The 21007-nt window shown below is 31.1% G+C and carries 23 protein-coding genes and 1 tRNA gene; 17 read left to right on the top strand and 7 right to left on the bottom strand.

Annotated features, from left to right (window positions below; translation table 11 throughout):
* Window positions 1–463: 463 nt before the first annotated feature.
* The gene (locus OZP07_RS01575; RefSeq protein WP_281637043.1) at window positions 464–2281 is read right to left on the bottom strand and encodes a hypothetical protein; all 1818 of its coding nucleotides are present in this window, start codon (window positions 2279–2281) and stop codon (window positions 464–466) included.
* 180 nt (window positions 2282–2461) lie between these two features.
* Complete coding sequence (locus OZP07_RS01570) at window positions 2462–3460, bottom strand: DNA cytosine methyltransferase (RefSeq protein ID WP_281637042.1); 999 nt, start codon at window positions 3458–3460, stop codon at window positions 2462–2464.
* Window positions 3461–3655: 195 nt separating this feature from the next.
* Between OZP07_RS01570 and OZP07_RS01565 the strand changes: the two genes are divergently transcribed.
* The gene (locus tag OZP07_RS01565; protein WP_281637041.1) at window positions 3656–3967 is read left to right on the top strand and encodes a hypothetical protein; all 312 of its coding nucleotides are present in this window, start codon (window positions 3656–3658) and stop codon (window positions 3965–3967) included.
* A 163-nt stretch (window positions 3968–4130) separates the two neighbouring features.
* On the opposite strand, the gene OZP07_RS01560 is transcribed toward OZP07_RS01565, so the two are convergent.
* The gene (locus OZP07_RS01560) at window positions 4131–6293 is read right to left on the bottom strand and encodes a CHAT domain-containing protein (protein ID WP_281637040.1); all 2163 of its coding nucleotides are present in this window, start codon (window positions 6291–6293) and stop codon (window positions 4131–4133) included.
* Between the two features lie 538 nt (window positions 6294–6831).
* Between OZP07_RS01560 and OZP07_RS01555 the strand changes: the two genes are divergently transcribed.
* Window positions 6832–7461 carry a recombinase family protein gene (locus OZP07_RS01555; protein WP_281637039.1) on the top strand — a complete coding sequence of 210 codons (630 nt, stop codon included), beginning with the start codon at window positions 6832–6834 and terminating at the stop codon, window positions 7459–7461.
* 68 nt (window positions 7462–7529) lie between these two features.
* Here OZP07_RS01555 and OZP07_RS01550 read toward each other — a convergent pair whose 3' ends face one another.
* From OZP07_RS01550 to OZP07_RS01540, 3 genes are read right to left on the bottom strand one after another with little or no spacing between them, the layout of a single operon-like run.
* Window positions 7530–7883, bottom strand: a complete 354-nt coding sequence (locus OZP07_RS01550; protein WP_281637038.1) for a hypothetical protein — start codon at window positions 7881–7883, stop codon at window positions 7530–7532.
* Entirely contained in the window at window positions 7858–8307 is a 450-nt protein-coding gene (locus OZP07_RS01545) for a hypothetical protein (protein ID WP_281637037.1), read from the bottom strand. Before OZP07_RS01545 ends, OZP07_RS01550 begins: the two co-directional genes overlap by 26 nt.
* Window positions 8308–8310: 3 nt before the next feature.
* Window positions 8311–8967 carry an SHOCT domain-containing protein gene (locus OZP07_RS01540; protein WP_281637036.1) on the bottom strand — a complete coding sequence of 219 codons (657 nt, stop codon included), beginning with the start codon at window positions 8965–8967 and terminating at the stop codon, window positions 8311–8313.
* 113 nt (window positions 8968–9080) lie between these two features.
* Between OZP07_RS01540 and OZP07_RS01535 the strand changes: the two genes are divergently transcribed.
* From OZP07_RS01535 to OZP07_RS01475, 13 genes are all read left to right on the top strand, one after another.
* Window positions 9081–9308: a helix-turn-helix domain-containing protein gene (locus tag OZP07_RS01535; RefSeq protein WP_281637035.1), complete on the top strand. Its 228-nt coding sequence runs from the start codon at window positions 9081–9083 to the stop codon at window positions 9306–9308.
* Between the two features lie 160 nt (window positions 9309–9468).
* Window positions 9469–10422, top strand: a complete 954-nt coding sequence (locus OZP07_RS01530; RefSeq protein ID WP_281637034.1) for a hypothetical protein — start codon at window positions 9469–9471, stop codon at window positions 10420–10422.
* A gap of 98 nt (window positions 10423–10520) precedes the next feature.
* Entirely contained in the window at window positions 10521–11099 is a 579-nt protein-coding gene (locus tag OZP07_RS01525; protein WP_281637033.1) for a site-specific integrase, read from the top strand.
* Window positions 11100–11186: 87 nt separating this feature from the next.
* Window positions 11187–12083, top strand: coding sequence for an IS982 family transposase (locus OZP07_RS01520; RefSeq protein ID WP_281635207.1), 897 nt, complete (start codon window positions 11187–11189; stop codon window positions 12081–12083).
* A gap of 355 nt (window positions 12084–12438) precedes the next feature.
* Window positions 12439–12756: a hypothetical protein gene (locus OZP07_RS01515; RefSeq protein ID WP_281637032.1), complete on the top strand. Its 318-nt coding sequence runs from the start codon at window positions 12439–12441 to the stop codon at window positions 12754–12756.
* 158 nt (window positions 12757–12914) lie between these two features.
* A complete protein-coding gene (locus tag OZP07_RS01510; protein ID WP_281637031.1) occupies window positions 12915–13187 on the top strand; it encodes a hypothetical protein in 273 nt (90 codons plus the stop codon).
* A gap of 152 nt (window positions 13188–13339) precedes the next feature.
* On the top strand, window positions 13340–14158 hold the full coding sequence (locus OZP07_RS01505; protein WP_281637030.1) for a DUF5131 family protein: 819 nt from the start codon (window positions 13340–13342) through the stop codon (window positions 14156–14158).
* 34 nt (window positions 14159–14192) lie between these two features.
* The gene (locus tag OZP07_RS01500; RefSeq protein ID WP_281637029.1) at window positions 14193–14441 is read left to right on the top strand and encodes a hypothetical protein; all 249 of its coding nucleotides are present in this window, start codon (window positions 14193–14195) and stop codon (window positions 14439–14441) included.
* Between the two features lie 17 nt (window positions 14442–14458).
* On the top strand, window positions 14459–14767 hold the full coding sequence (locus tag OZP07_RS01495; RefSeq protein WP_281637028.1) for a hypothetical protein: 309 nt from the start codon (window positions 14459–14461) through the stop codon (window positions 14765–14767).
* 173 nt (window positions 14768–14940) lie between these two features.
* On the top strand, window positions 14941–15285 hold the full coding sequence (locus tag OZP07_RS01490) for a hypothetical protein (RefSeq protein ID WP_281637027.1): 345 nt from the start codon (window positions 14941–14943) through the stop codon (window positions 15283–15285).
* A gap of 32 nt (window positions 15286–15317) precedes the next feature.
* Window positions 15318–16595: a tyrosine-type recombinase/integrase gene (locus OZP07_RS01485; protein WP_281637026.1), complete on the top strand. Its 1278-nt coding sequence runs from the start codon at window positions 15318–15320 to the stop codon at window positions 16593–16595.
* A 166-nt stretch (window positions 16596–16761) separates the two neighbouring features.
* Window positions 16762–18756 carry a Piwi domain-containing protein gene (locus OZP07_RS01480; RefSeq protein WP_281637025.1) on the top strand — a complete coding sequence of 665 codons (1995 nt, stop codon included), beginning with the start codon at window positions 16762–16764 and terminating at the stop codon, window positions 18754–18756.
* Entirely contained in the window at window positions 18744–19784 is a 1041-nt protein-coding gene (locus OZP07_RS01475; protein ID WP_281637024.1) for a PD-(D/E)XK nuclease domain-containing protein, read from the top strand. The genes OZP07_RS01480 and OZP07_RS01475 overlap by 13 nt, the downstream gene beginning before the upstream one ends.
* A gap of 83 nt (window positions 19785–19867) precedes the next feature.
* On the opposite strand, the gene OZP07_RS01470 is transcribed toward OZP07_RS01475, so the two are convergent.
* Window positions 19868–19944: transfer RNA gene (locus tag OZP07_RS01470), tRNA-Ala, on the bottom strand.
* 128 nt (window positions 19945–20072) lie between these two features.
* Here OZP07_RS01470 and OZP07_RS01465 point away from each other — a divergent pair.
* Both OZP07_RS01465 and OZP07_RS01460 read left to right on the top strand, forming a co-directional pair.
* On the top strand, window positions 20073–20831 hold the full coding sequence (locus tag OZP07_RS01465; protein WP_281637023.1) for an enoyl-CoA hydratase/isomerase family protein: 759 nt from the start codon (window positions 20073–20075) through the stop codon (window positions 20829–20831).
* Window positions 20832–20833: 2 nt separating this feature from the next.
* Window positions 20834–21004, top strand: a complete 171-nt coding sequence (locus OZP07_RS01460; RefSeq protein ID WP_281637022.1) for a hypothetical protein — start codon at window positions 20834–20836, stop codon at window positions 21002–21004.
* Window positions 21005–21007 lie beyond the last annotated feature (3 nt).

The raw sequence follows: 21007 nt of genomic DNA, 5'->3' as shown, positions 1-21007 counted from the left end.
CTTATTCAACACTGCTCCTGTAGTTGATATTATCTTCCCTTTTGGCACACCTACTTTGTCAAGTAGCATGAGCATTTGTTTGGCGGTTAGTTTTAGTTTCATATCCTTTGTTTAATGATAAATATCTCGTAATGGACCCAAACACCCATGAAAAAATAAATTATTATCCAAAATGAGGCTATGCGCTCACACTACATAATGAATTGATAGCTTTTATTAGTATTTATGAAATAATTCAATAGAGCAAATACAGGAGCGTCTAAGCCCAATAGGTACGGATAAACAACTGATTAAGGTAAAAATAGAACCAAAATTTCCCGTGATATTTTTTTTGAATATCGATAGGGGTATATATCGATATTCGAAAAATACCGTACTATTGAGGCGAGTAACGGTTATCTTGATATTGAAAAAAATGAATTAATAACGGGGGAAGGGGCCTGCCGGCCCCCTAATTATTAGTTTATGCTGAACCCAAAACATGGCTTTGAATAACATAGTTAGCTTTTGGATTTAACCTGTCTTGAATCATAAGAACTTTGTCTTTTATTGTATCATTTTTTCCAAATACAATGGTGGCATCCACGAAATTCAATTGCTCGCCATTAGTGATTTTTTCCTGTAGCATTGACTTGATTCTATCGCTAAAATTCAAAGCTTCTACATTCACTTCCAAAACAGAAACCGTTTCAACTGTAGGTACTTGTGTTTTTTTGATTGCGTTCAAAACAACTTTGGTTTTTGTAAGAGCTTCCATATCGAGATTCTGTTTTTCTTCATTAGACAATTTGGCTATTGTCTTAATTCCATATTGCTGAATTACGGCATCCATAACCTCTTTTACTCTCTTTGCATAATCTGGATGAAAAAACAAAGCATCATATACATATCCAACGAATATCCCTTCTTTATTTAGTTGCTGAATAACAGCTGTCATTACCTCAACTTCTTTGGCAAATAACCTTCGTGAAGTAATTTTGTGTTTGAATGGGCTATTGTATTTCTCCGCAATAACTTTCTGAAGCATTATCGGCTCATTTTGTTGGTAATATGGGTAAAGAGGAGATTGTTGCATTTGCCAAACCTGTTTATTGAAAAATGACAAATGTTCTACTTTTACCGTATTTATATCAATATTTAACTCTGAACCTAAATCATAATGTGTTAAATTGGATGTGGACCCGTCGTACAATGTAATGGCTATATTTGGATGCAGACAACTATAATCACTTTCAACATGAATATTCCCATTAACTACAACCAGATTTCTTATCCAACTTGGCATAAGTGTAAAGGAATCAACCACACGACCACCGCTAGCCTCACCACCAACTGTAGGAATCAAAAGACCATTATCAGTTAAATATTCAAATATCTCAATAGCATCTTCAACAAATGATAGTTCTTTATGATTTTTATAGTATGTCCTAGCGTGTCCATTCAGCTTTCTTAGTTTCTTGCCTTTCTTCGTAACGTATCCTGAAGCAATTAACCTTTCAGCTTCTTTTTCAATTTGGTCTATAGTTGGAAGGCTAATGTCCTGATAGAAGCGGATTAGATTCTCACAAATTGGATTCTTTTTGGCTTCACCTAAAACCCTGTAATAGTGCTTATTTAGAAGGCCTATAGCCTCTTTTGTTTTTAAATCACAACTCACTATCCCTTTGCCTAAATAAGGCTCTGTCAAGCGATAAAAATGATTCTTTTCACCAATGATAGGCTTATAGTCACATTCCAGAATTGCCCCTCTTTTCAAGGGTTGTTCTAGTGCTTTGATTACTTTTTTATAGGTCAGGGGACTTAGGCTTAAAAACTCACGTAGATATTCGGCTCGTAGTGATTTCCATCCTTCAGGTTGTTTTCCGTTTTTAATATCAAAATAAGTGGAATTTAATTGGGAACAAAATAACAAACACAGTTCAATAGACACCTCAACATCTTTATGGATTTCTTTTAATAGCTTTCTCGATATGTATTTTCGTATTACGTGTTCCACTTTGCTTGGTATCTTTATTCTATTATTATTGATTGCGAATAGCGATAATTGAGCAGAAATATCAGTAGTGATATTGTCGTCATTATAGGTTGTAACCCTTGGTATATCTAGTATTTCTTTCTCTTTTGGTAATGTGTTTTTATAAACATCATTAATGAGTAGGTAAGTTGATTGATTAGATGATTGAAATTTCCCTAGTAGTGACTCATAAGTAAAGTTATCATGTAATTGGAAGTTATTATCAAAAAAATATAAATTTGATAATAGGGATTGGTTTTGTAGCATGGTTTCATAATTATTCTGCTTTTATGTTATTTTTGGATTCTGCTTCTTTTAACTGGGGCAGAACCCAGATAGGAGCTTACTCTATCTGGACCCAGTAATTGCCTGTTAAAGCAATATTATCAACGATACTTCTTTCTATTGGAATAGTCAATAGGGAAATCATCTAAAAACAATGTTTTTTTAAATTTTCTTTAATGGTGAAACCAAATGAGCAATAACATCAACAGTCATTGCCAATCCAATTGCCTTTAGCTTGTTGGTCTTGGATACTCTTAGTACATCTGAAACATATCCATCAGGAATGGTCATAAGCCTTTCGGATTCTAATACACTAGGTAAACGATAGCATCCGTTTGGGAAATCATATTCATCAAAGCCTGAACGAGATTTTCCTATGTATCCTGATTTGTGAAGTATAAATGGATATTCAAGTAATTTTTGTTCAGTTGGTTGGTCTGCAAATTTTCTGTCCTTATATATAAGGTTTCCAATATTCATTTTATAGTATCTAAAAATTCCGTTGGTTAGGGTGCAATTGCTGCCTAATAATACGTTAGCCTTTTCTTTGTCAACATATCCATTGACTACAATGTCTTGGTACTTTATTAGTTTTGGTTCAGGAACTCCTACATTAGGAATGTTGGTCCAGTAAAGTCTTCTTCTATTGGCTGGTGCAATATCTGCTGAATTTATCTTCACTAATTTCACATCATAGAATATTTCTGAAAGTTCATTAGTAATTATGTCTCGGTCCTTTGCAGTCATACTTGCAACATTCTCCATGAGGAAATATACTTTCTTTTTAGTTGGTGCAAATAAATAGATGTCACGAATGATTCTTTTTGCTTCATAAAACAATTTAGATTCAGTTCCTTCAAGCCCTCTTCTATCAACTGGATTAATGCTAGATAGATTCGTACATGGACTTCCAAAAACTACTAGGTCTATTTCACTTGCTAAGTCTATTCCTTCAATCTTGCAAACATCACCCAATTGGATAAAATTGGTGTCACCAGAATAATGATGGTCCTGAATCGCAAGAGCATGAGGACATATTTCGCTACTGTAATATTTATTGATTTTGATTCCAGCTTTCTCTAAAGCTAATTTGGCACATGAGATGCCATCGAATAATGATAAGACATTTATTCCGTCTTGGTTGATTTGGGTTTGATTCATAATATTTATCTCTTTTTAGATAAATATTTCCCCATGTCAAAAAAGACTAAAAAAAAGAGGTTTAATCTTTAACTATTTTAAAAATCTCTTTATTCACGAGGGCTAACACGTTAAAAAAAAATAAAATATTTTAATTATCCCTGGCGCAGCAAGTAAATTCCTTGTACACTCGCAGTGTACAACAAAACAATAGATATGGAAACCTCAACAAATACAATGGAAATCGCTAGAACAATTTTGGAACAAATCAAATGCGGGGACCGTTCTGCATTATGGGCTTGGGGAGCAACCAATTTCGCAGCTATCTCAGAAACTAAAGAATTTCAAGGTGGATTGGAATTTCAGGTAAACGGACTAACCCATAAAGGTTGGGTTAAGGTTCAGCTTAGATGGGTTGATGATTATACAATTACGTTCGTAAATAAAAAACGTAAAATTGTAAAAACGTTCGAAGGAGCTTATTGCGACATGTTGGTTCCAGTTATAGATTGGATTGAAGGAAAATAAATTTTACTTACTAATAAAAAGTATCATTTTTTTGGAACAGAGTCTTCGGTGTGCCGATATTTGTCACGATATAAGTTGAAAATTGGTTATCTATTTTTAAGGTAATTCCTCTAATTATGGTTCTTTTTTTTAATATTCAATTAATGTTTTTTTAATTAAATATTTAAATGTGATAGACAGGGCTGTAATTATTGACTAAATTATACCAATCTGTACTTTCATCATTTTCAATCCTGGAAATTAATTCCTCAAGATTATATTCATGAGCTTTTAATTCTTTTAATACTGAATCTTTACCTTCTAATAAAAGGTTTAATGAAAATTGGTAAGATTCAAAGAAATTATATGAATACTTTGCTAATCCAATTCCTATCAATGTACCGTAAACGGATGAAATTCTCCAATCTACCATCCAAAGATGAGATAATACATCTTGATTATAGTCAACTAGTAAATTTGGAAAACCTATGTTTTTGAATTCTCCATTTTGAGAATGAACTCCACCTTCACAAATATTTAAAAATATAAGTCTTCTATTTTCGTTTCTATTTCTTAATGAATTGAATTCTCTTATATTTATGCTTTCAGTGTCAGATAATACTATGTGAGATTTATTTGTTTCATAGTGCTCGTGATGTCCATGAGATGATATCCAAATTACATCAAAAATTTCACTATTACATTTTATTAGTAATTCTTCCTTAGTATAATCGTTTGAATTAAGAATGATAAGTTCAATGTTAGAGTAGCTGAAAACTTCTTTAATAGCATTAGTTTCAATTTCAGAAGTCATACTATTTCCTTGCCAATAAAGCACTCTTTCAACTTTTGAGAAAGAATATTTTTCTGTTAAACTCAAGTTTAATGGAAAGGTTAAACCTGTTTGTTCAAGCATTAAAGGTTGAATTGGAAATGAATTTAAGTCAAATTGACATATGGAATATTTAGAAGTAAGTTCTTTAAAATTAATTAAGTCAAATCGATAATAATTAAGAAGTTTACTTTTAAAGATTTTAGCTTTTAGTTTTGTTGGCTGGCCTATTGTTTTATTAGGTACTACTAACTTTTGATTAGTTTTACCTTTTAATAATCTAACTGTATTAAATATTTCATTCTCTAAATCTACAAGTTCGACTAATAAGGTTTTAATATCATTTGGCACAATTGATGTTGTATTGTTAAAACAATATGTTACTCCTTCAGGTTGATTTGGTGATATAAATATGATTTCATTGGAACTACTTGGAAGAATTATATTATAATAGTTAGTTAAAATATTTTCGATATAATCACTTCGCCCATTTGTAACTGCTATTTGTATTGGAGTGTTTAATAAATTTTTAAAAATTCTAGCTCTATTATATGTCAATTCAATTTCTTTTACATTATGAAGAGACACATCATTATTATATGCAGAAATGGCATCGATTAATTCTTGTGAATTTTTATCCAAAATTAAAATATCACAAGAAATAGCTATTGCTGCTTGCATCATATTTAGACTATGTAATAAACCAGAATTTTTCAAGTCTGAATAGATTAATTCTTTTTGCTCAATGGTATGATAATTTTTGAACATTAATAGAGATAATCCAAATTCTGCTTTAACTTTGTTTTTTTCTACATCAGAAGTCCAATTATTTCCATCGTAGGTTAATTGAATAAATTCTTTAATCTTTTTAACGGAATCATGTTTTTCATAAAGCTCTCCCCAAGATAAAAGGGTTGATAAAAAACCAGTATAATATTTAGGAATAAAAGGGTTAACAATTAGTCTGTTTACCAATGCATCATAAAAAAGATTACACCATTCCGATAAGCCAGAAAAAGACTTTGAATAATAAAAAAGTTGATGCAACCATTCGTCAATTAAATCAATACTATTTCGTAAGTACTCACTTTGTGAAAACATGTACCTATACAAAAAAAGAGTATCAAAATATTGCTGCTCTCCATTTTCTGGTACTGTTTCGAAAAGAGATTTATTAAAAATCCCATAGCAATATAAAAATTCACCTTGACAATTAAATCTAGTAGATGCACAAACTCCCCAATTTAATTGTAAATAGGCTAATTTCTCCTCGTATTCGGGTATATCACATCTTCTCCTCAAATCTATTATTTCATCAAAAACAGCATGTGTTATTGCATTGATTTTTTCTGATAGCTTATAATGCTCAACAATTCCAATAAACTCAATTTGCATTAAGTGCTCAATTTCTGCTAATAAACTATCTTCATTCCAATCACAATTTAATTCCCATACAGGATTGTTTTTTGTAACAGAATAAACAAATAACTCTTTAAAAATTTCTTTAACTGTCATATTGGTAGTACTGTCAGGCTTTAAATATTTATAATTAAGTGAATATAGTTAAAATTGATATAATCTAAACCTTTTCATTTAGAACCAATTTATAAGTGTAGGATTTTATAAAACTTTATTCATCTCAAAGATACTTGAAAATCGATGAATCTTTTAAGTTGATATATAGCTATGTACTTATTTTAGCTATATCCTAGATGTAAAGAGAATTAATTATTTTAAATAATTCACCCTAGAAATTTGAATTTTCTTTATTGTCAAAAATAAAACATAAAAAGCTGGCGCAGGAAGAAAATTCCTCTTACACTCGTGGAGTACAGCGGATTCCAAACATCCGTTTAAAGTTTTGCTATAAAACTAAAAAAAAGTCAGATTATAAAGACAAACTATTTTTTTGGACTGTCAATTTTAGATTTACACTATGGTTCTTTTCTAAAGCGGAAGTTGAAAGCTGAAACCCAACAAAACCGATTAGAATGTTTTAAAATAATTTGGACTCTAAAACTAAAACAAAATTCAACCTAAATACCTTAATATTATGAAATACTACTTTTATTCTCGTACCTCAACTGTCCTTCAAAATTCTGCTAGACAAATTGAATCGTTTAAATCGCATGAAGGATTTGACCCCTCCAGATTGTTTGTCGAAAGGATTCAAGGAAATGTTCCGTTTATGGAAAGACCTGAAGCAGTTAAAATGTTTGATGAAATCACAAATCAATCTGAAAGATGTACTGTAGTAGTCGATTCAACGGACCGCTTGGGCAGAAATTTATTGGATATTTTAAATACAATATCTGTCTTTAAAAAAAACCACATCAATTTGAAATCACTTAAAGAAGGATTTTCAACATTCTTGGATAATGGTGAAGAAAACCCAATGGCTAATCTTGTGATTTCCGTAATGGGTAGTATTGGAGAGATGTCTAGAAATCAGATAAAAACCCGTTCTATGGAAGGTATAAAAATTGCTCAGGCTCTTGGAAAATTCGCTGGTAGAAAAATTGGGGCTGTACAAAGTGATGAAAAACTATTGGAACGACACCAGACCGTACAAAAGAAATTACAGAAAGGATTAACTGTAAGAGAGATTACAGAAATTACAGGGGCATCAAGTACTACAATAATAAAAGTTAAAAAAGTTATGAGAAACAGGAATATGATTTGAATCGATTTCTATTAGATTTAAAAAGGCTTCGATTACATAATCGAAGCCTTAACTTTTAATAATGATTGTTAATTTCCACAGTATGCAGATACAAAAGTCGATGGACTATTATATTCACCTCGGGTAAAAGTAAATTCCACTGTTCTTCCATTTACTTTAACTTTATCCCATTTTACATCAATTTCAAAATTTCCATCATTGTCAAGACTACTGCGCCCAACTTGACCTTCTCCCCATTCTTCTACTAAAGATTGATAACCTCTATATTTTACATATGAAATAACCTCTGAACAATCAGAAAAATTGGTTTTTGCTTCTGTTTTCTCATTTTTATCTTCACCGCTGGCAAAAGCTAAAAACACAAAAAAACCTGTTAGTAAAACTGAAGTAATTGTTTTAAAGTGAAAATTCTTGTTTCTCATTTTGATTGAATTTATAGTTAATTATTATTACACTTAAACATAAAGCAAGGATTGTAAAAATTAAGTCTAATATGTCAAATGTGCCAGGGAATAATTTTAACCCTTGTGCAACTTCAACAATTGACCCTAAAATTAGAGGGATAAATAACCAATATTTTCCTTTTTTAAATTGGTCTTTCCATAAAATTAATAATGCTGATGAAAATGAATAAACCCAAAGTGCATCAGGTAAAGAAAAGTAGAACCAAGAAGGAAAATGGCTTTTTGATGGGTGTATTGTGGTACGGATTAATGTTGTTAAGAAATCTATTTTACTCCATTCAAACCAATTAAACATTCTTAAAGATAGACTGCGAAAAGAAATATAAATTAGCCCTCCTAATATTAATGGAACTGCAACATGAATGAAAATTAGTTTTTTCATTATTTACAATCCTAAAATTTGTTTTTTCTTCAAATCAAATTCCTGCTCAGTAATGATACCTTCTTCATGCAATTGCTTCAATTTTTTTAAATCAGAATATGATGTATTTTGGGATGCGCCATCTGTAATTGATTTTCTTCTATTTAAAATTTCCTTTTCAACTTCGGTAATTTTTGAAACTTCGTTATCAAGTGCATAAAACTCAATATTATTTCCACTTTTATTTCCTATTGTTACCAATATTCCATGGTCTGAAAAATGATTATTGATTAATCTACTTAAAAAAGTTGTCTGAATAGCCGCAGAAAATACATATCCCCAAAATATTAAACCTGAAATCAAAAAAGAACAAACAAATATTATTATTGACGACCATGCTAAGAAAATGTCTGATGAACTTGCTGTAAAAAATATGCCACCCCATTCGTCTTTTATTGGTATTGTGATTGTAAAAGCAATAGCCCATCCCAAAACAAGAGTCCTAACAGCTAAAGCAAAAGGAGTAACTCTAGGCTTAGTAACATTTTCATAAGTATAATTGTCTAAATTATCATAGCTTATACTACTATTATAATTGGTACTATTTACATTCAATGAATCATTGAGAAATGTTATATTAACTCCTGTGCTAAAACTAAATTTATTATCTGTACTGTTCATATTTATTAAGTCTTTCCTTGTTAGATTTAAAATTTCAACAAACATAATTATATTTCAATTAACATACTATAGTATGTTAATAAAATTAAGCATTATTCTCAAATTGGCTTCATATGGAAGCTATGGATAACACAAGTGAATTGAAGCGTTTGGGATTGCGGATTAAGCAATTAAGAACGGCTCGTGGTTTATCACAAGCTAAACTTGGTGCACTTATATTTAAAGACCAGCAATCCATCCACAAAGTCGAAGCTGGAGAATTTAATCCTACATATCTCTATCTTCTCGAAATATGTAAAGGACTCGAAGTAACCATGAGTGAATTGCTTGATTTTAACTAATACTTACAATTCCTTATAGTATAGATTTAAAAGAAGTATATAGAACTTTTAAATAAATCAATCCTCTAATATATTATTTACACTAACTACAATTAAACAAATAATTTCTATTCGCTTTTTCCAAATACTATATTTTTACATTCAATCTTAATTTAAAAAGATGAATAAAAAGGAACGACTGGAATACTACAAACTGGTAGAGCCAAAACTAAGAGCAATTTTTATCAGCAATGGATTTACTGCTCCCAACGAGGAGGAATTTCAAAAACTTGACTTATCGAAGAAAAACAGAGAGGAGTTTTTGGCGTATTTCAAAGACAGATGGTTCAATATCGAGCATTTTGGTTCTGAGGAGCTTGCTATAGAATTAAAGGAAAGCTCTGCTTTCCTTGAAAAAAAGCTAGGTTCTGAGGCGATGAAGCACATTTTAGGTTCAGATGAGAATCCTGCCAAATTACAGCTACCCAGCAGTTCAGCACTGTTTCAAATTAGCAGGTACATTGATATTGAGAAATTTTACTATCATTTAGAGAATAGGCACACTTTTATAGTGGTTCACAAACAGACTGGTGCGGTCACAGGCGGTGCAACTTTAAGCACATTATCAATTAGTTATAAAAATGTACTTGAAATTATTAAAAAGGATACTACTCAATTTGAAGTTTTCGAAATAGAAGACCACGTTTTATTCTGTAAGCTCTTGGAAAATGGAGACTTCAAGAAGATAAAAATGGAAAAGTTATTCGAGAATGAAATCTACGAAGTCCCAGATGATTATCCGCTGTCAACTATTTTGAAAAACATAAACCTATATGAATTTGCCGAGGCTCTTAATGAAGGTAAGCCACTAATAAGGTATGATTTACGCATGCGCTGGTACGGTACCTTTAAAGATGTAAACGATTTTCATTCCTTTAATGATACCTATAATAATGTTCTGGAATTGGAAGGTCTTAATCGTATTGACAGGAAAAATGACACAGGATATGTGTGGTTCTATGCGGAAAACCCGCTTCAAATTCGTCAGGAATTGGTCTTTGGAAACTTCAAAATCTTAAAAAGGATAAAAATTATAGAAAATATTTATACTTTTTTACCTAATAATAACGTGTAAAATGAGTTTTTTACTCATTTACCGCACACCTAAGGCGTCTGTAAAACTTGTGAAACTCCTTGATTCGTAGTACATTTGTAAAAGAAAATAAATACAAAATGAAAAAAGATTACAAGAAACATTTCAATATCCATGACATCGTTAGGCTGGTGCAACATCTTGTTAAAGATGAACAGTATGGATATGGTTTTATGCTAATGATTGGGAGTACATTAGGATACAAAATCGGAATGCTATTAGACATGAAATGGGAAAACTTTGTCGATGAGAATGGAAAATGCCTGAGCGAAATCAGAACTGGAATTAGTGAACCTAGGCCAGTTACACTTTTTCTGAAAGGCTTTATTGAATATATATATCAAAAGACTGATAATCCACTATTAGATTCAAGCCCTTTTGTTAATCATGTGACAAAAGAACCATTCAATACCAGAAACCTCAACCGAGAACTCAGGAGAATACAAAAGAAATATGTCTCTATTGTTGGAATGCCTTACCCATTAGAAACAGATACTATGAGGCGGGTCTTCGGGTTGAGTGTTTGGGATAAATGGCATTATCAAAATGCAGCTCTGGGCGTGCTTAGAAAACATTACGGTCATAATTCCGATAAAATGACCAGAGCGTTTCTTATGATACCTGAAAAGCTCACTACTTATAAACCTGAACTCGATTAATAATTTTGGTTGAAAATTTTGTAGAAAAAGGTAAAATTTAGTATATTTAAATTTCTGACAATTAAATATTTAACTAAACTCTACCTTATGATTTGTTTTGATAAAATTACAGATATTTTTTCTATTGTTGATGAATTTTGCAAAGATTTTGATAAAACCACACAGTCTTTTCTGCTAGGAAAACCTTCCAAACGTCCTTCGATTATGTCAAAATCAGAAGTAATTACAATTTATTTACTTTTTCATTTGAGTGGTTTTCGCTGTTTCAAGCATTATTACATTTTTTATGTCCAAAAGCATATGCAAAATGAATTTCCTAATACAGTTTCTTATAATCGCTTTTTAGAACTAATGCAAAGTGTTCTTTTGCCAATGACAATTTTTGCCAAAACCTGTTGCTTAGGCAATTGCACAGGCATTTCGTTTGTAGACTCAACACCAATTAGAGTTTGTAAAAACAAACGAATCAGTAGAAACAAAGTTTTTAAAGGTATTGCCACTACAGGGAAATCTACAATGGGCTGGTTTCATGGGTTTAAACTCCACATCATCATTAATGACAAAGGAGAATTGTTAAGTTTTGCTGTAACTCAAGCCAACGTAGATGATAGAGAGCCACTGAAAAATGAGGGCTTTTTGAATGCTATTTTCGGAAAACTATTTGGTGATAAAGGATATATAAGCGAGAAACTCTCTCAATTATTATTTGTTGATGGAATCCAATTAATTACAAGTATTCGAAATAATATGAAAAATAGTTTGATGGAAATGAGTGATAAAATTTTACTCCGTAAACGTTCAATAATAGAAACGGTTAACGATGAACTTAAAAATATTTGCCAAGTTGAACATTCTAGACATCGTTCATTTACCAACTTTTTGTCAAATCTTATCGCTGGAATAATTGCTTATAATTTTCTGCCTAAAAAACCTTCTTTGAAATACGAAACGATTAAAACTAACCAATTGGCTGTATTTTATTAATCGAGTTCAGGTTATAAAGTAAATGAAATATACGACTGCTATGACCCTAAATGGACTTATGAGACCATAGCCCTCTAAAACCACAATCTAAATTATCAATTATCAAAGCACAAACAATGTTTAATGGCGTAGCTTGCCTAAAATAAAATGACACAAATGACATAAAAATATTCACAAATTTGATTTCAATTAATGAAACAAAAATTCAACTAGTCGGGAGACAGATTGAATTACTTCACAAGACTTTCTACTTCTAGAAAGCAAAAAAATCAAACAGTTTATTAAATCAAAAAAAATCTATTTAAATATGGACAGGAAGAAAACTGCCATAACTCAACCTTAAAAATTTAAAACTATGAAAAATTCAATGACAACAACAGTAAATGATTTCCAAGTAATTAGTGTAGTAATTCCAAGTTTAAATGGTTCTTATGCAAAGCTACTGTTCTTAACTGGTCTAGAATATGCCAAACTTAAGAAGACAAGCAAATCAAACATAGGAAAAAACAAAAAAATATTTTCATTGTATATGGAATCGAATGTTAATCACGATTTGTTGCAATCTGGAATGGGTGTTCTAACAAAGAAACAATTTGATGAATTACTTAAGGAAAACTACAACTCAAAGATGCAACAAGGGCGAGGAGGAAAATTGCTTAGAGATGCAGTATAAAGTTATAATAGTTACCAAGCTTTGACAAAAGATATAATCTAATTTCTCTTTCCGTTCTGGAAAGCAAATAATCAAACAATTTATTAAATCAAAAAAAATCTATTTAAATATGGACAGCAAGAAAACTGCCATAACTCAACCTTAAAAAATTAAAAACTATGGAAAATTTTAAAAATGAAATTAAAAGTATGTTAGAAGAAATAATATTTATTTGTGAAGATAATGAAATTGAATATAACGATGTCATTTTGTATGACATTGCATTTGAAGGAGCAGGCTCATTTTCTTTTCATAATGATATTGAATGTGATGATTTGCCAGATGATTTAGTAAAAATGGCTGATGATATAAATGTCTTGTTCTTAGAAAATATTCTAAAATATGAAGACAGGCAAGATATTATGGATGAAATTATTGATTCAATGATTTAAAAAAATTATAAATTCCCTTTTCACTTACTTTTCATTTCAATTCCGAAAAGAAATCCTAAAACAATTTTATCAAAAACTTTTTTACCCAGCAATTGGGTTCAGGACTTCTTGTGTCCTATTGAAATACAAACAACAATTAAAAATTAAATAATATGGCTGAAAATAGCAAAATTGAATGGACGCATCACACGGCAAACCTATGGTGGAGATGTACAAAAGTACACGCTGGCTGTGACAACTGTTACGCATTAAACTTCGCAAAAAGAGTTGGTAATGATATCTGGGGCAATGATAAACCAAGAAGAATGATTAAAAATGTATGGTCTGAACTTTCAAGATTTCAGAAGGAAGCAAAAAATCAAAGAACAACTCGTAGAGTCTTTGTTGGCTCGATGATGGACATCTTCGAAAAACCAATGCCATTAGTGGACCATAAAGGAAATCCATATTCAGAAGAAGAAAGTGAGTTCTGGAATACGGGTCAATTGAGAGACAAATTCTTTAATGAAGTTGTTCCAAATTCTCCAAATCTAATGTTCTTAATGCTAACCAAAAGACCTTCAAATATCAATAAGTATATTCCTGAGAGTTGGAAAGAGAATCCTCCAAAAAATGTAATGTTTGGAACTTCTCCAGTAAGCCAAGAAACAGCAAACAAATTAATCCTTCAACTTTCAGAAGTTAATGGTTTAAGATTTCTTAGTGTTGAACCTCAATTGGAGAAAGTTGATTTGATGGCAAAAGCTAATGACGGAACAGATAAAGTTTTATTGGACATGGTTCACTGGATTATACAAGGTGGAGAGTCAGGACATCATAGACGACCATTCGATACGGACTGGGGTAGATTGATTAGGAATAACTGTAAAGAAAAAGGCGTTCCGTTTTTCTTCAAACAGATTGATAAAAAATTAGAAATCCCTCAAGATTTATGGATTAGAGAATTTCCAAAATTTAATGATAACATTTAAAAACCTTGCTGGGTATAGGTAACAGTATAAAAATATGGAAAAAAATAACAAATTAGTTTTTAAACTAGAAAAAAAGCAACTCCCAGATTACGAAGAATGTCACAATTATTTGGGTTTTAAAAAGATTGAAATTATTGAATTTAATTACGATGGCAAAGGAAATGCTTTAGTATTTGAAGATGGCGAGATAAGTTATTGCTCTCCAGATACATTAAAGTTTTTATTTTTCGGTGGGTGGTACACTTTGATAAAAAAAGATTGCATTAAAAAAACTAAACAATAAAATTAAATATAAGAAAAATGAAAACAAAAATGAAAAAATTAAAAAGTGCAACTGTCGAAGAATTAAGAATTATTAATAAAAACTCAATTAAAGCAAATTTTAATAGAACTTTTGATATTGATGGCTTAGTAAATGATGGAATCCTCAGTGATATTCCGCATTTTGCGTATAATGTTCAGCTTTGCATGGTTCATCCAAATCAAGATGGCACCATCGCAATGAGAGTTTATATAAGCACTAATACAAGATTTGAGTCATTAATAATGGACATGACCTCAGAAGACTACGATAATTTATTTCGAATGAAGTTTAGAGTAGTTGCTTAATCAATAGTCACTAAGACTGTAAACTTTTAGAGAATTAGGTGCACCATTCTCTAAGTTAAAATCAATTTGTTTTCGATTCCGAAAACAGCAAATTCTAAAGAAAAAAGAACGAAATTTTTTAAACTCACCTAATTGAGTCAAAATTTCTATTTCTAAATTTAAAAATAACCTAAATGTTTTATATAAATAGAATGTACTTAAAGGAGATACCTAAACTAATAAATCGAAAAGATATTAGAACTGCAAAGAAATGGTGCAAGAAAAACCATTTAAAAATCCATAAAGATTCATCAGGCGAATTTGCTTTCCTAAATGATTTTGATTTAGTATTTGATAAGCTTTTAATAAATGATTTGAAGTTGAAGTATGACGATAATTGGGAGGATTATTACCATGCTTACAATAAAAATGAATTGCACAAAATATTGGATTCGCCTCAATCAAAGAAAGTTGTGAAAATGAGTTATGTACCAAAAGGCAAATTGTCATCAAAATTATTTGGCGGGTCACTTAAATAAAGTACACTCGCATTAAACTTAAATTATAAATCATGAAAATACTGAAATATAAAAAATTTACTGGTTTGCATATCGTATGCAAGAAGTGCAACAAACTCATTGAAGTCTCACAGGAGACATACAAAGGCTGTAATCATCCAATTGACAGGCAGAAGTACAAAGCAATACTAAAGCAAAATGGAGGTCGTAAAACGAGAGATTTAAAGTCTGTGGAATACGATGAAGCAATTAGAGAGTTGCTGGATTTTAAACATGAATTGGCTAATCCAATTCGGTTGATTGCTGAGATCCCAAAAGTTGAGGTTAAGCATGAATTGCTGAAAGATTGTATTATGATGTTTGGTGATTGGCTAGAAAACGTAGATGTTCCAAACCATCAAAAAAGACCTCGCTCAAGTAGTCATATTAAAAACACTCTTAGCAATCTTATGAAGTTTAGTAGGTTTCTTGAAGATAATAAATTTGACCTCAACAGATTTAAAATCTATGACTTAAATGATGTAATTATAGGAAAATATTATGACCATTTAGATTTGACTTGCAAGATGGCAACTACTTATAATCATAATACTAAATCCCTAAAAAGTTTTAATAATTTTTTAATTAATCAGAAAGGCTTCAATATTCCTAACTTCTTTGGAAAAGTAAAATTGAAATATGAAAGCATGAACCCAACAAGCATTAAGGATGATTATTTTAAAAAATTATTGAATGCTATATCAAACGAAGATTCTATATGTATATACCCTAATGGGCGCAGAAAGAATGAGTATCGACCTTACACTAGAGATGCTATTGAGTTAGTTGCCTACACTGGAATGAGAATAGAAGAAACCATGAGTTTGAAGTTTTCAGATATTGTGTTAGATGATGATGGAAATATTCAACATTTAGTCGGAACAGATTTAAAATTTGAACGGGCGCATAATTGGAATAACACCAAGGCTCCTAAAAAAGTCTTGATTCCAATTTCAGCAGAGTTGGAGAACGTATTGAATAGATTGGACTATAAAAAATACATGGGAACTGATAAGTATTTGATTGCTGATGATTTTAATATTTCTCGAAAAACACTAGCGACCCAACTAAGTCATTCATTCACGTTTTTTAGAAAGAAAGCAAACCTATCTGATGATTTTAGTATTAAGCATTTGCGAAAAACATTTCTAACAAAGTTGCATACTAAAACTGGATTTATTGAGTCATTAGGTTATCAACGGTCTGCAAAAGTGACATTGAATAATTATATTGATAAGGTTCAGGTTGTAAAGGAGATTAATAAAATAGGGTTTGGATATTTTAATGAATAGTATTTTCTAAGAAAAACTTTAGCGATATACACTTTTCCTTAAGCTAAAAAAGTATTCAACAAATAAAATATTCATTTGATGATTTGTAAAGATTAAAATGTATATTGGGTTTTGAAAAAAATGTTGTACAGAACCGCATATTTAAACAAGTCAGAAAAATAAATTGATGAGTGGATTATTTTTAAATTTCTATCAAGTAGATATTCCAACAAAAGCAGTTTCAATTGATTCAATTGAATACAGTAAGCATTCTTCAAAGGAGGCGTTTATTGCTTTAAAAGATAATTTTCCAAATCTTTTTTTCTATCGTGATGACGATAAATTTTTAATTTGGAAAAACACCAATGAAGCCGAACTTCCTGAAAATGTTAATTCAATAAATATTGACTTTTCCGAGAAACCCAAAATACTTTCAAAAATATTTGAAAGGTCAATTATTGATTTCATAGAACCCAAAGGGTATAAAATTTTCAAGAATAAACATTCCAATTCTTGGGAAATTATTTCATCAAAAGATATCCTTAAGGGTAGTATTGAAGGTTTGATAGTCAACAGAATTGTTAATTTCTCACCTTGCTTTTTTTTCAAAGAAAGCAAATTGCTTTTAGGCTTTTCATTATCAACATCACTAAAAAATTCTTTTACTTGGAGTAAGGCAGAATTTGAAAAACACGGGATTGACATTAAAGGATTGAGGGGAGATGAAGAACGGATTTATGCAAACAGACAATCATTAAAAAGATTCTTAGAGACTAAAGGAGCAACGTCCAAATATGACCAAATCATTAATGATGAAAACAGGAACGCTAAAGTATTCTCAGTAATTGATAGTTTTTACAAATGGCTTGAAAAGAATAAAGCGGAAATTCAATTGCCTTATGGATTGGTGATTAATTCAATTTCCAAAAAATATCTGCCATTTGAAGATGATTTGATAAAATCTGAAATTATTAATAAACCACAACGATACTTTTACAGCAACCGCAAGAACACACAAGGCTTACAATATTACGACCAAATGGTTAAGGCATATCAACCTTATTCATTGGAACTTTATCAAAATAAGCAAATCAATATTGGCATTATTTGCCCATCAGAATACCAAGGTGAAACAGAAGGGTTTGTCAAAAAAACGGAAGCAAAGTTGAAAGAAGTATTTCATTTCAACTCTTTAAACGTTCACTTCAAGACCATTACCAACAAAGATTTAGAAAGCTACAAAGAAGTGCTTTATGATGAAACGTTACTTAAATGTGATTTGGTGTATGTTATTGTAAATGAAGCACAAGAAAAATTAAGCCCTAGCAATTCACCTTATTACGTTTGCAAGGCAAAGTTTATTGGAAATGGAATACCAACACAAGATATTCAAATTGAAACTATTAGGCAAAATTTGAATGCATTTACGATGACAAATATTGCTCTTAACTCTTATGCTAAACTTGGTGGAACGGCTTGGACAATTGAAAAGGAAGAAAAACTAAAAGATGAATTGGTTATTGGAATTGGTTCGACACTTTCAGAAAGTGGACAGTTTGTTTTAGGCATTGCGCAAGTATTTCATAATGATGGCAGGTATATGACAGGGGATTGTTCTCCCCTTTCTTCGTTCGATAATTATGCTGAAAATTTAGAAAACCACCTTTTTAAAACATTACAGCCCTTGGTTGAGGAAATGAGCAAGTCGGGTACATTCCGTTTGATTTTTCATTTGTTCAAATCAGCTAGCGAAGAATACGAAATAAAAGCCATTAACAGATTAAAAGAAAGATTTACTAATTTCAACTTTGAGTTTGCCTTGGTTCATTTGGCTTATGGTCATAATTTCCGACTGTACAACAACGATGGAAATAATGACATCAAGCAAGGAACATATATTCAACTAAGCAAATATTCGGCATTGCTTCATTTTGTTGGCAAAAGTGATTTGCCTTTAAAAATTGATTTAGACAAACGTTCAACCTTTACAAGTTTATTTTACTTAGCAAAACAAGTTTATTGGTTCTCTCACTTATCACATAGAAGTTATATGCCTTCTAAAAGAACCGTAACCATAATGTATCCTTCCTTAATGGCTAAAATGACGGAAGAACTTAAAAAAGTTGAAGGATGGGATTATGAAAGATTAAAAGCAGTAAGCGAAAAATTATGGTTTATTTAAGAGAAATATTAAAACATAATAAGGAAAAGTTGATTCAATACAAGAATATTGAGTTAGCTGCATATTTGCATATCCAATCTTTTGAAGATTTGCCTAATCAAACTTTTGAACTGAGTCCAGAAGAAGAAATTGCGCTGATTGGTTATAAAAAAGAGTCTATTGAAATTGCAAAAGTAATTTCATTAGTTTCTAAACCTTCGATTAAAGGAATAAGTGCAACTTCCAATATTTATAAATTCTCAGGGCTTTATTTATCTGCTAAAAGTGAGTTGAGTCAACAACTGAATGAAAAGTATCAGCAAGGTGATTTAAAACAAAAATACTTTTTGAGCAAAATTGAGCCATCGCTTCAATCTCAATTATCAAAAGAAGTTTTAGGACTGCACAATAATTCTTTAGCAATTCTAATAAAGACAGTATTCGATGTAAATTTGTTAAAAGAAACAGAATTAAATATAGCATTACAAAACATTATGTTAGGAAGTGATATTGATGTTCAATTACAAATCCTATTGGAGGATATTGAAGGCACTTTGATACAAACAAAGTTTGTAAATAAAAATGCTGACGAAATGGTTCGTGATGTGTTGAATAATTTTAGTAATGCCATTCAAAAAATAATAAGTGGAAGAAGGTTAAATCATCCTAATTTTAAAATTGAAGATGAATATGATGTTCAAGATGTTTTGTATGTAATACTAAAATCAATCTTTCCAAATCTTCGGGATGAAGACCCGATTTCAAAAGTAGGTGGAAAATCAACAAAAATAGACTTGATACTTCGAGAAGAGAAAATTTTGATTGAGGTAAAAATGATTAAAGCAAAAGATTCAAACGAAACACATTTCATAGAACAGTTAAAGGTTGATTTTGAATCTTACCATGAATGTAAATGGTTGAGAAAGCTATTTTGCTTTGTTTACGACCCTTACAAAAAAACTCGTGACATTTCAAACTTTAACGATTTGAATGGAGAGAGGACAAAGGGTGAACACAATTTTGATGTTGAAGTAATTGTAACAAATTAAAACTGATTTTTCTAAAAGTACACTCTAAAAGTACACTTAGATAAAATAAAAAAGCCTTACATTTCCGTAAGGCTTGATTTTACTGGTGGAGAATATCGGATTCGAACCGACCACCTCTTGCCTGCCAGGCAAGCGCTCTAGCCAAATGAGCTAATCCCCCAGTATGATGGCGCAAATATAACATATAAAAATAAGAATATGCAAATTTCAAAAAGACTATTCTTGAAATCCAAAAATAATACCATTTTACTTCGGTTACTTTTTTAACTTTACATCAAAATACGGCTTATGCTTGCATCTGATAAAAACGGAACACTTTTAACTTCGATTGAAAACAAAATAGCTACAGTGCAGTTTGGGCATCCAGCGAGTAATTCTTTTCCAAGAATTTTACTTGACAGATTGACCAATGAACTTATTTATTTGAGCAGCAACGAGGATGTTTCTGTGATTGTTTTAAAGAGTGAAGGAACAAGCACTTTTTGTGCAGGAGCTTCTTTTGATGAATTACTGGCGGTAAGCACCCTTGAAGAAGGAACCCGATTTTTTTCGGGTTTTGCCAATCTGATTAATGCGATGCGTTCCTGCAAAAAAATAATTATAGGACGCATTCAAGGGAAAGCTGTTGGCGGAGGCGTTGGTATTATTGCAGCCTGCGATTATGCTTTGGCTAATCTGGAAAGCAGTATTAAATTATCAGAACTGGCTATTGGAATCGGTCCTTTTGTGATTGAACCTGCCGTAAGCAGAAAGATAGGAAAAACGGCGATGTCCGAAATGACTTTGGCTACTCACGAATGGAAAACGGCGACTTGGGCTTTACAAAAAGGATTATATTCTAAAGTTCTGGAAACAAAAGAAGAACTTGATTTGGAAGTTGATGTTTTCTCCAAAAAACTCGCGGGTTACAATCCTGAAGCACTTTCTGAAATGAAAAAAATATTTTGGGAAGGAACAGCACATTGGAACAAATTATTAAAAGAAAGAGCTGCAATTTCCGGCAGATTAGTACTTTCTGATTTTACAAAAAATGCTTTAATTAAATAAAAATGACAGCTGTAATTCTATTGCTTCAGAAAGTAAATGTTGAAGAAAAGATTAAAAATGCTCCAGATTCCGGCTATCAGATAGGCGTTCTTATTGGCTCATATCTGCCGTTTGTCGTATTGGTTTTATTGGCTTATTGGACTTATCATCGGGCCAAAAACAGAAAAGAGTAATTC

Source organism: Flavobacterium marginilacus (assembly GCF_026870155.1).
GTDB classification, from domain to species: Bacteria; Bacteroidota; Bacteroidia; order Flavobacteriales; family Flavobacteriaceae; genus Flavobacterium; species Flavobacterium marginilacus.
The sequence above is the reverse complement of the archived record's forward strand: the minus strand, read 5'-3'. Positions and strand labels throughout refer to the sequence as shown.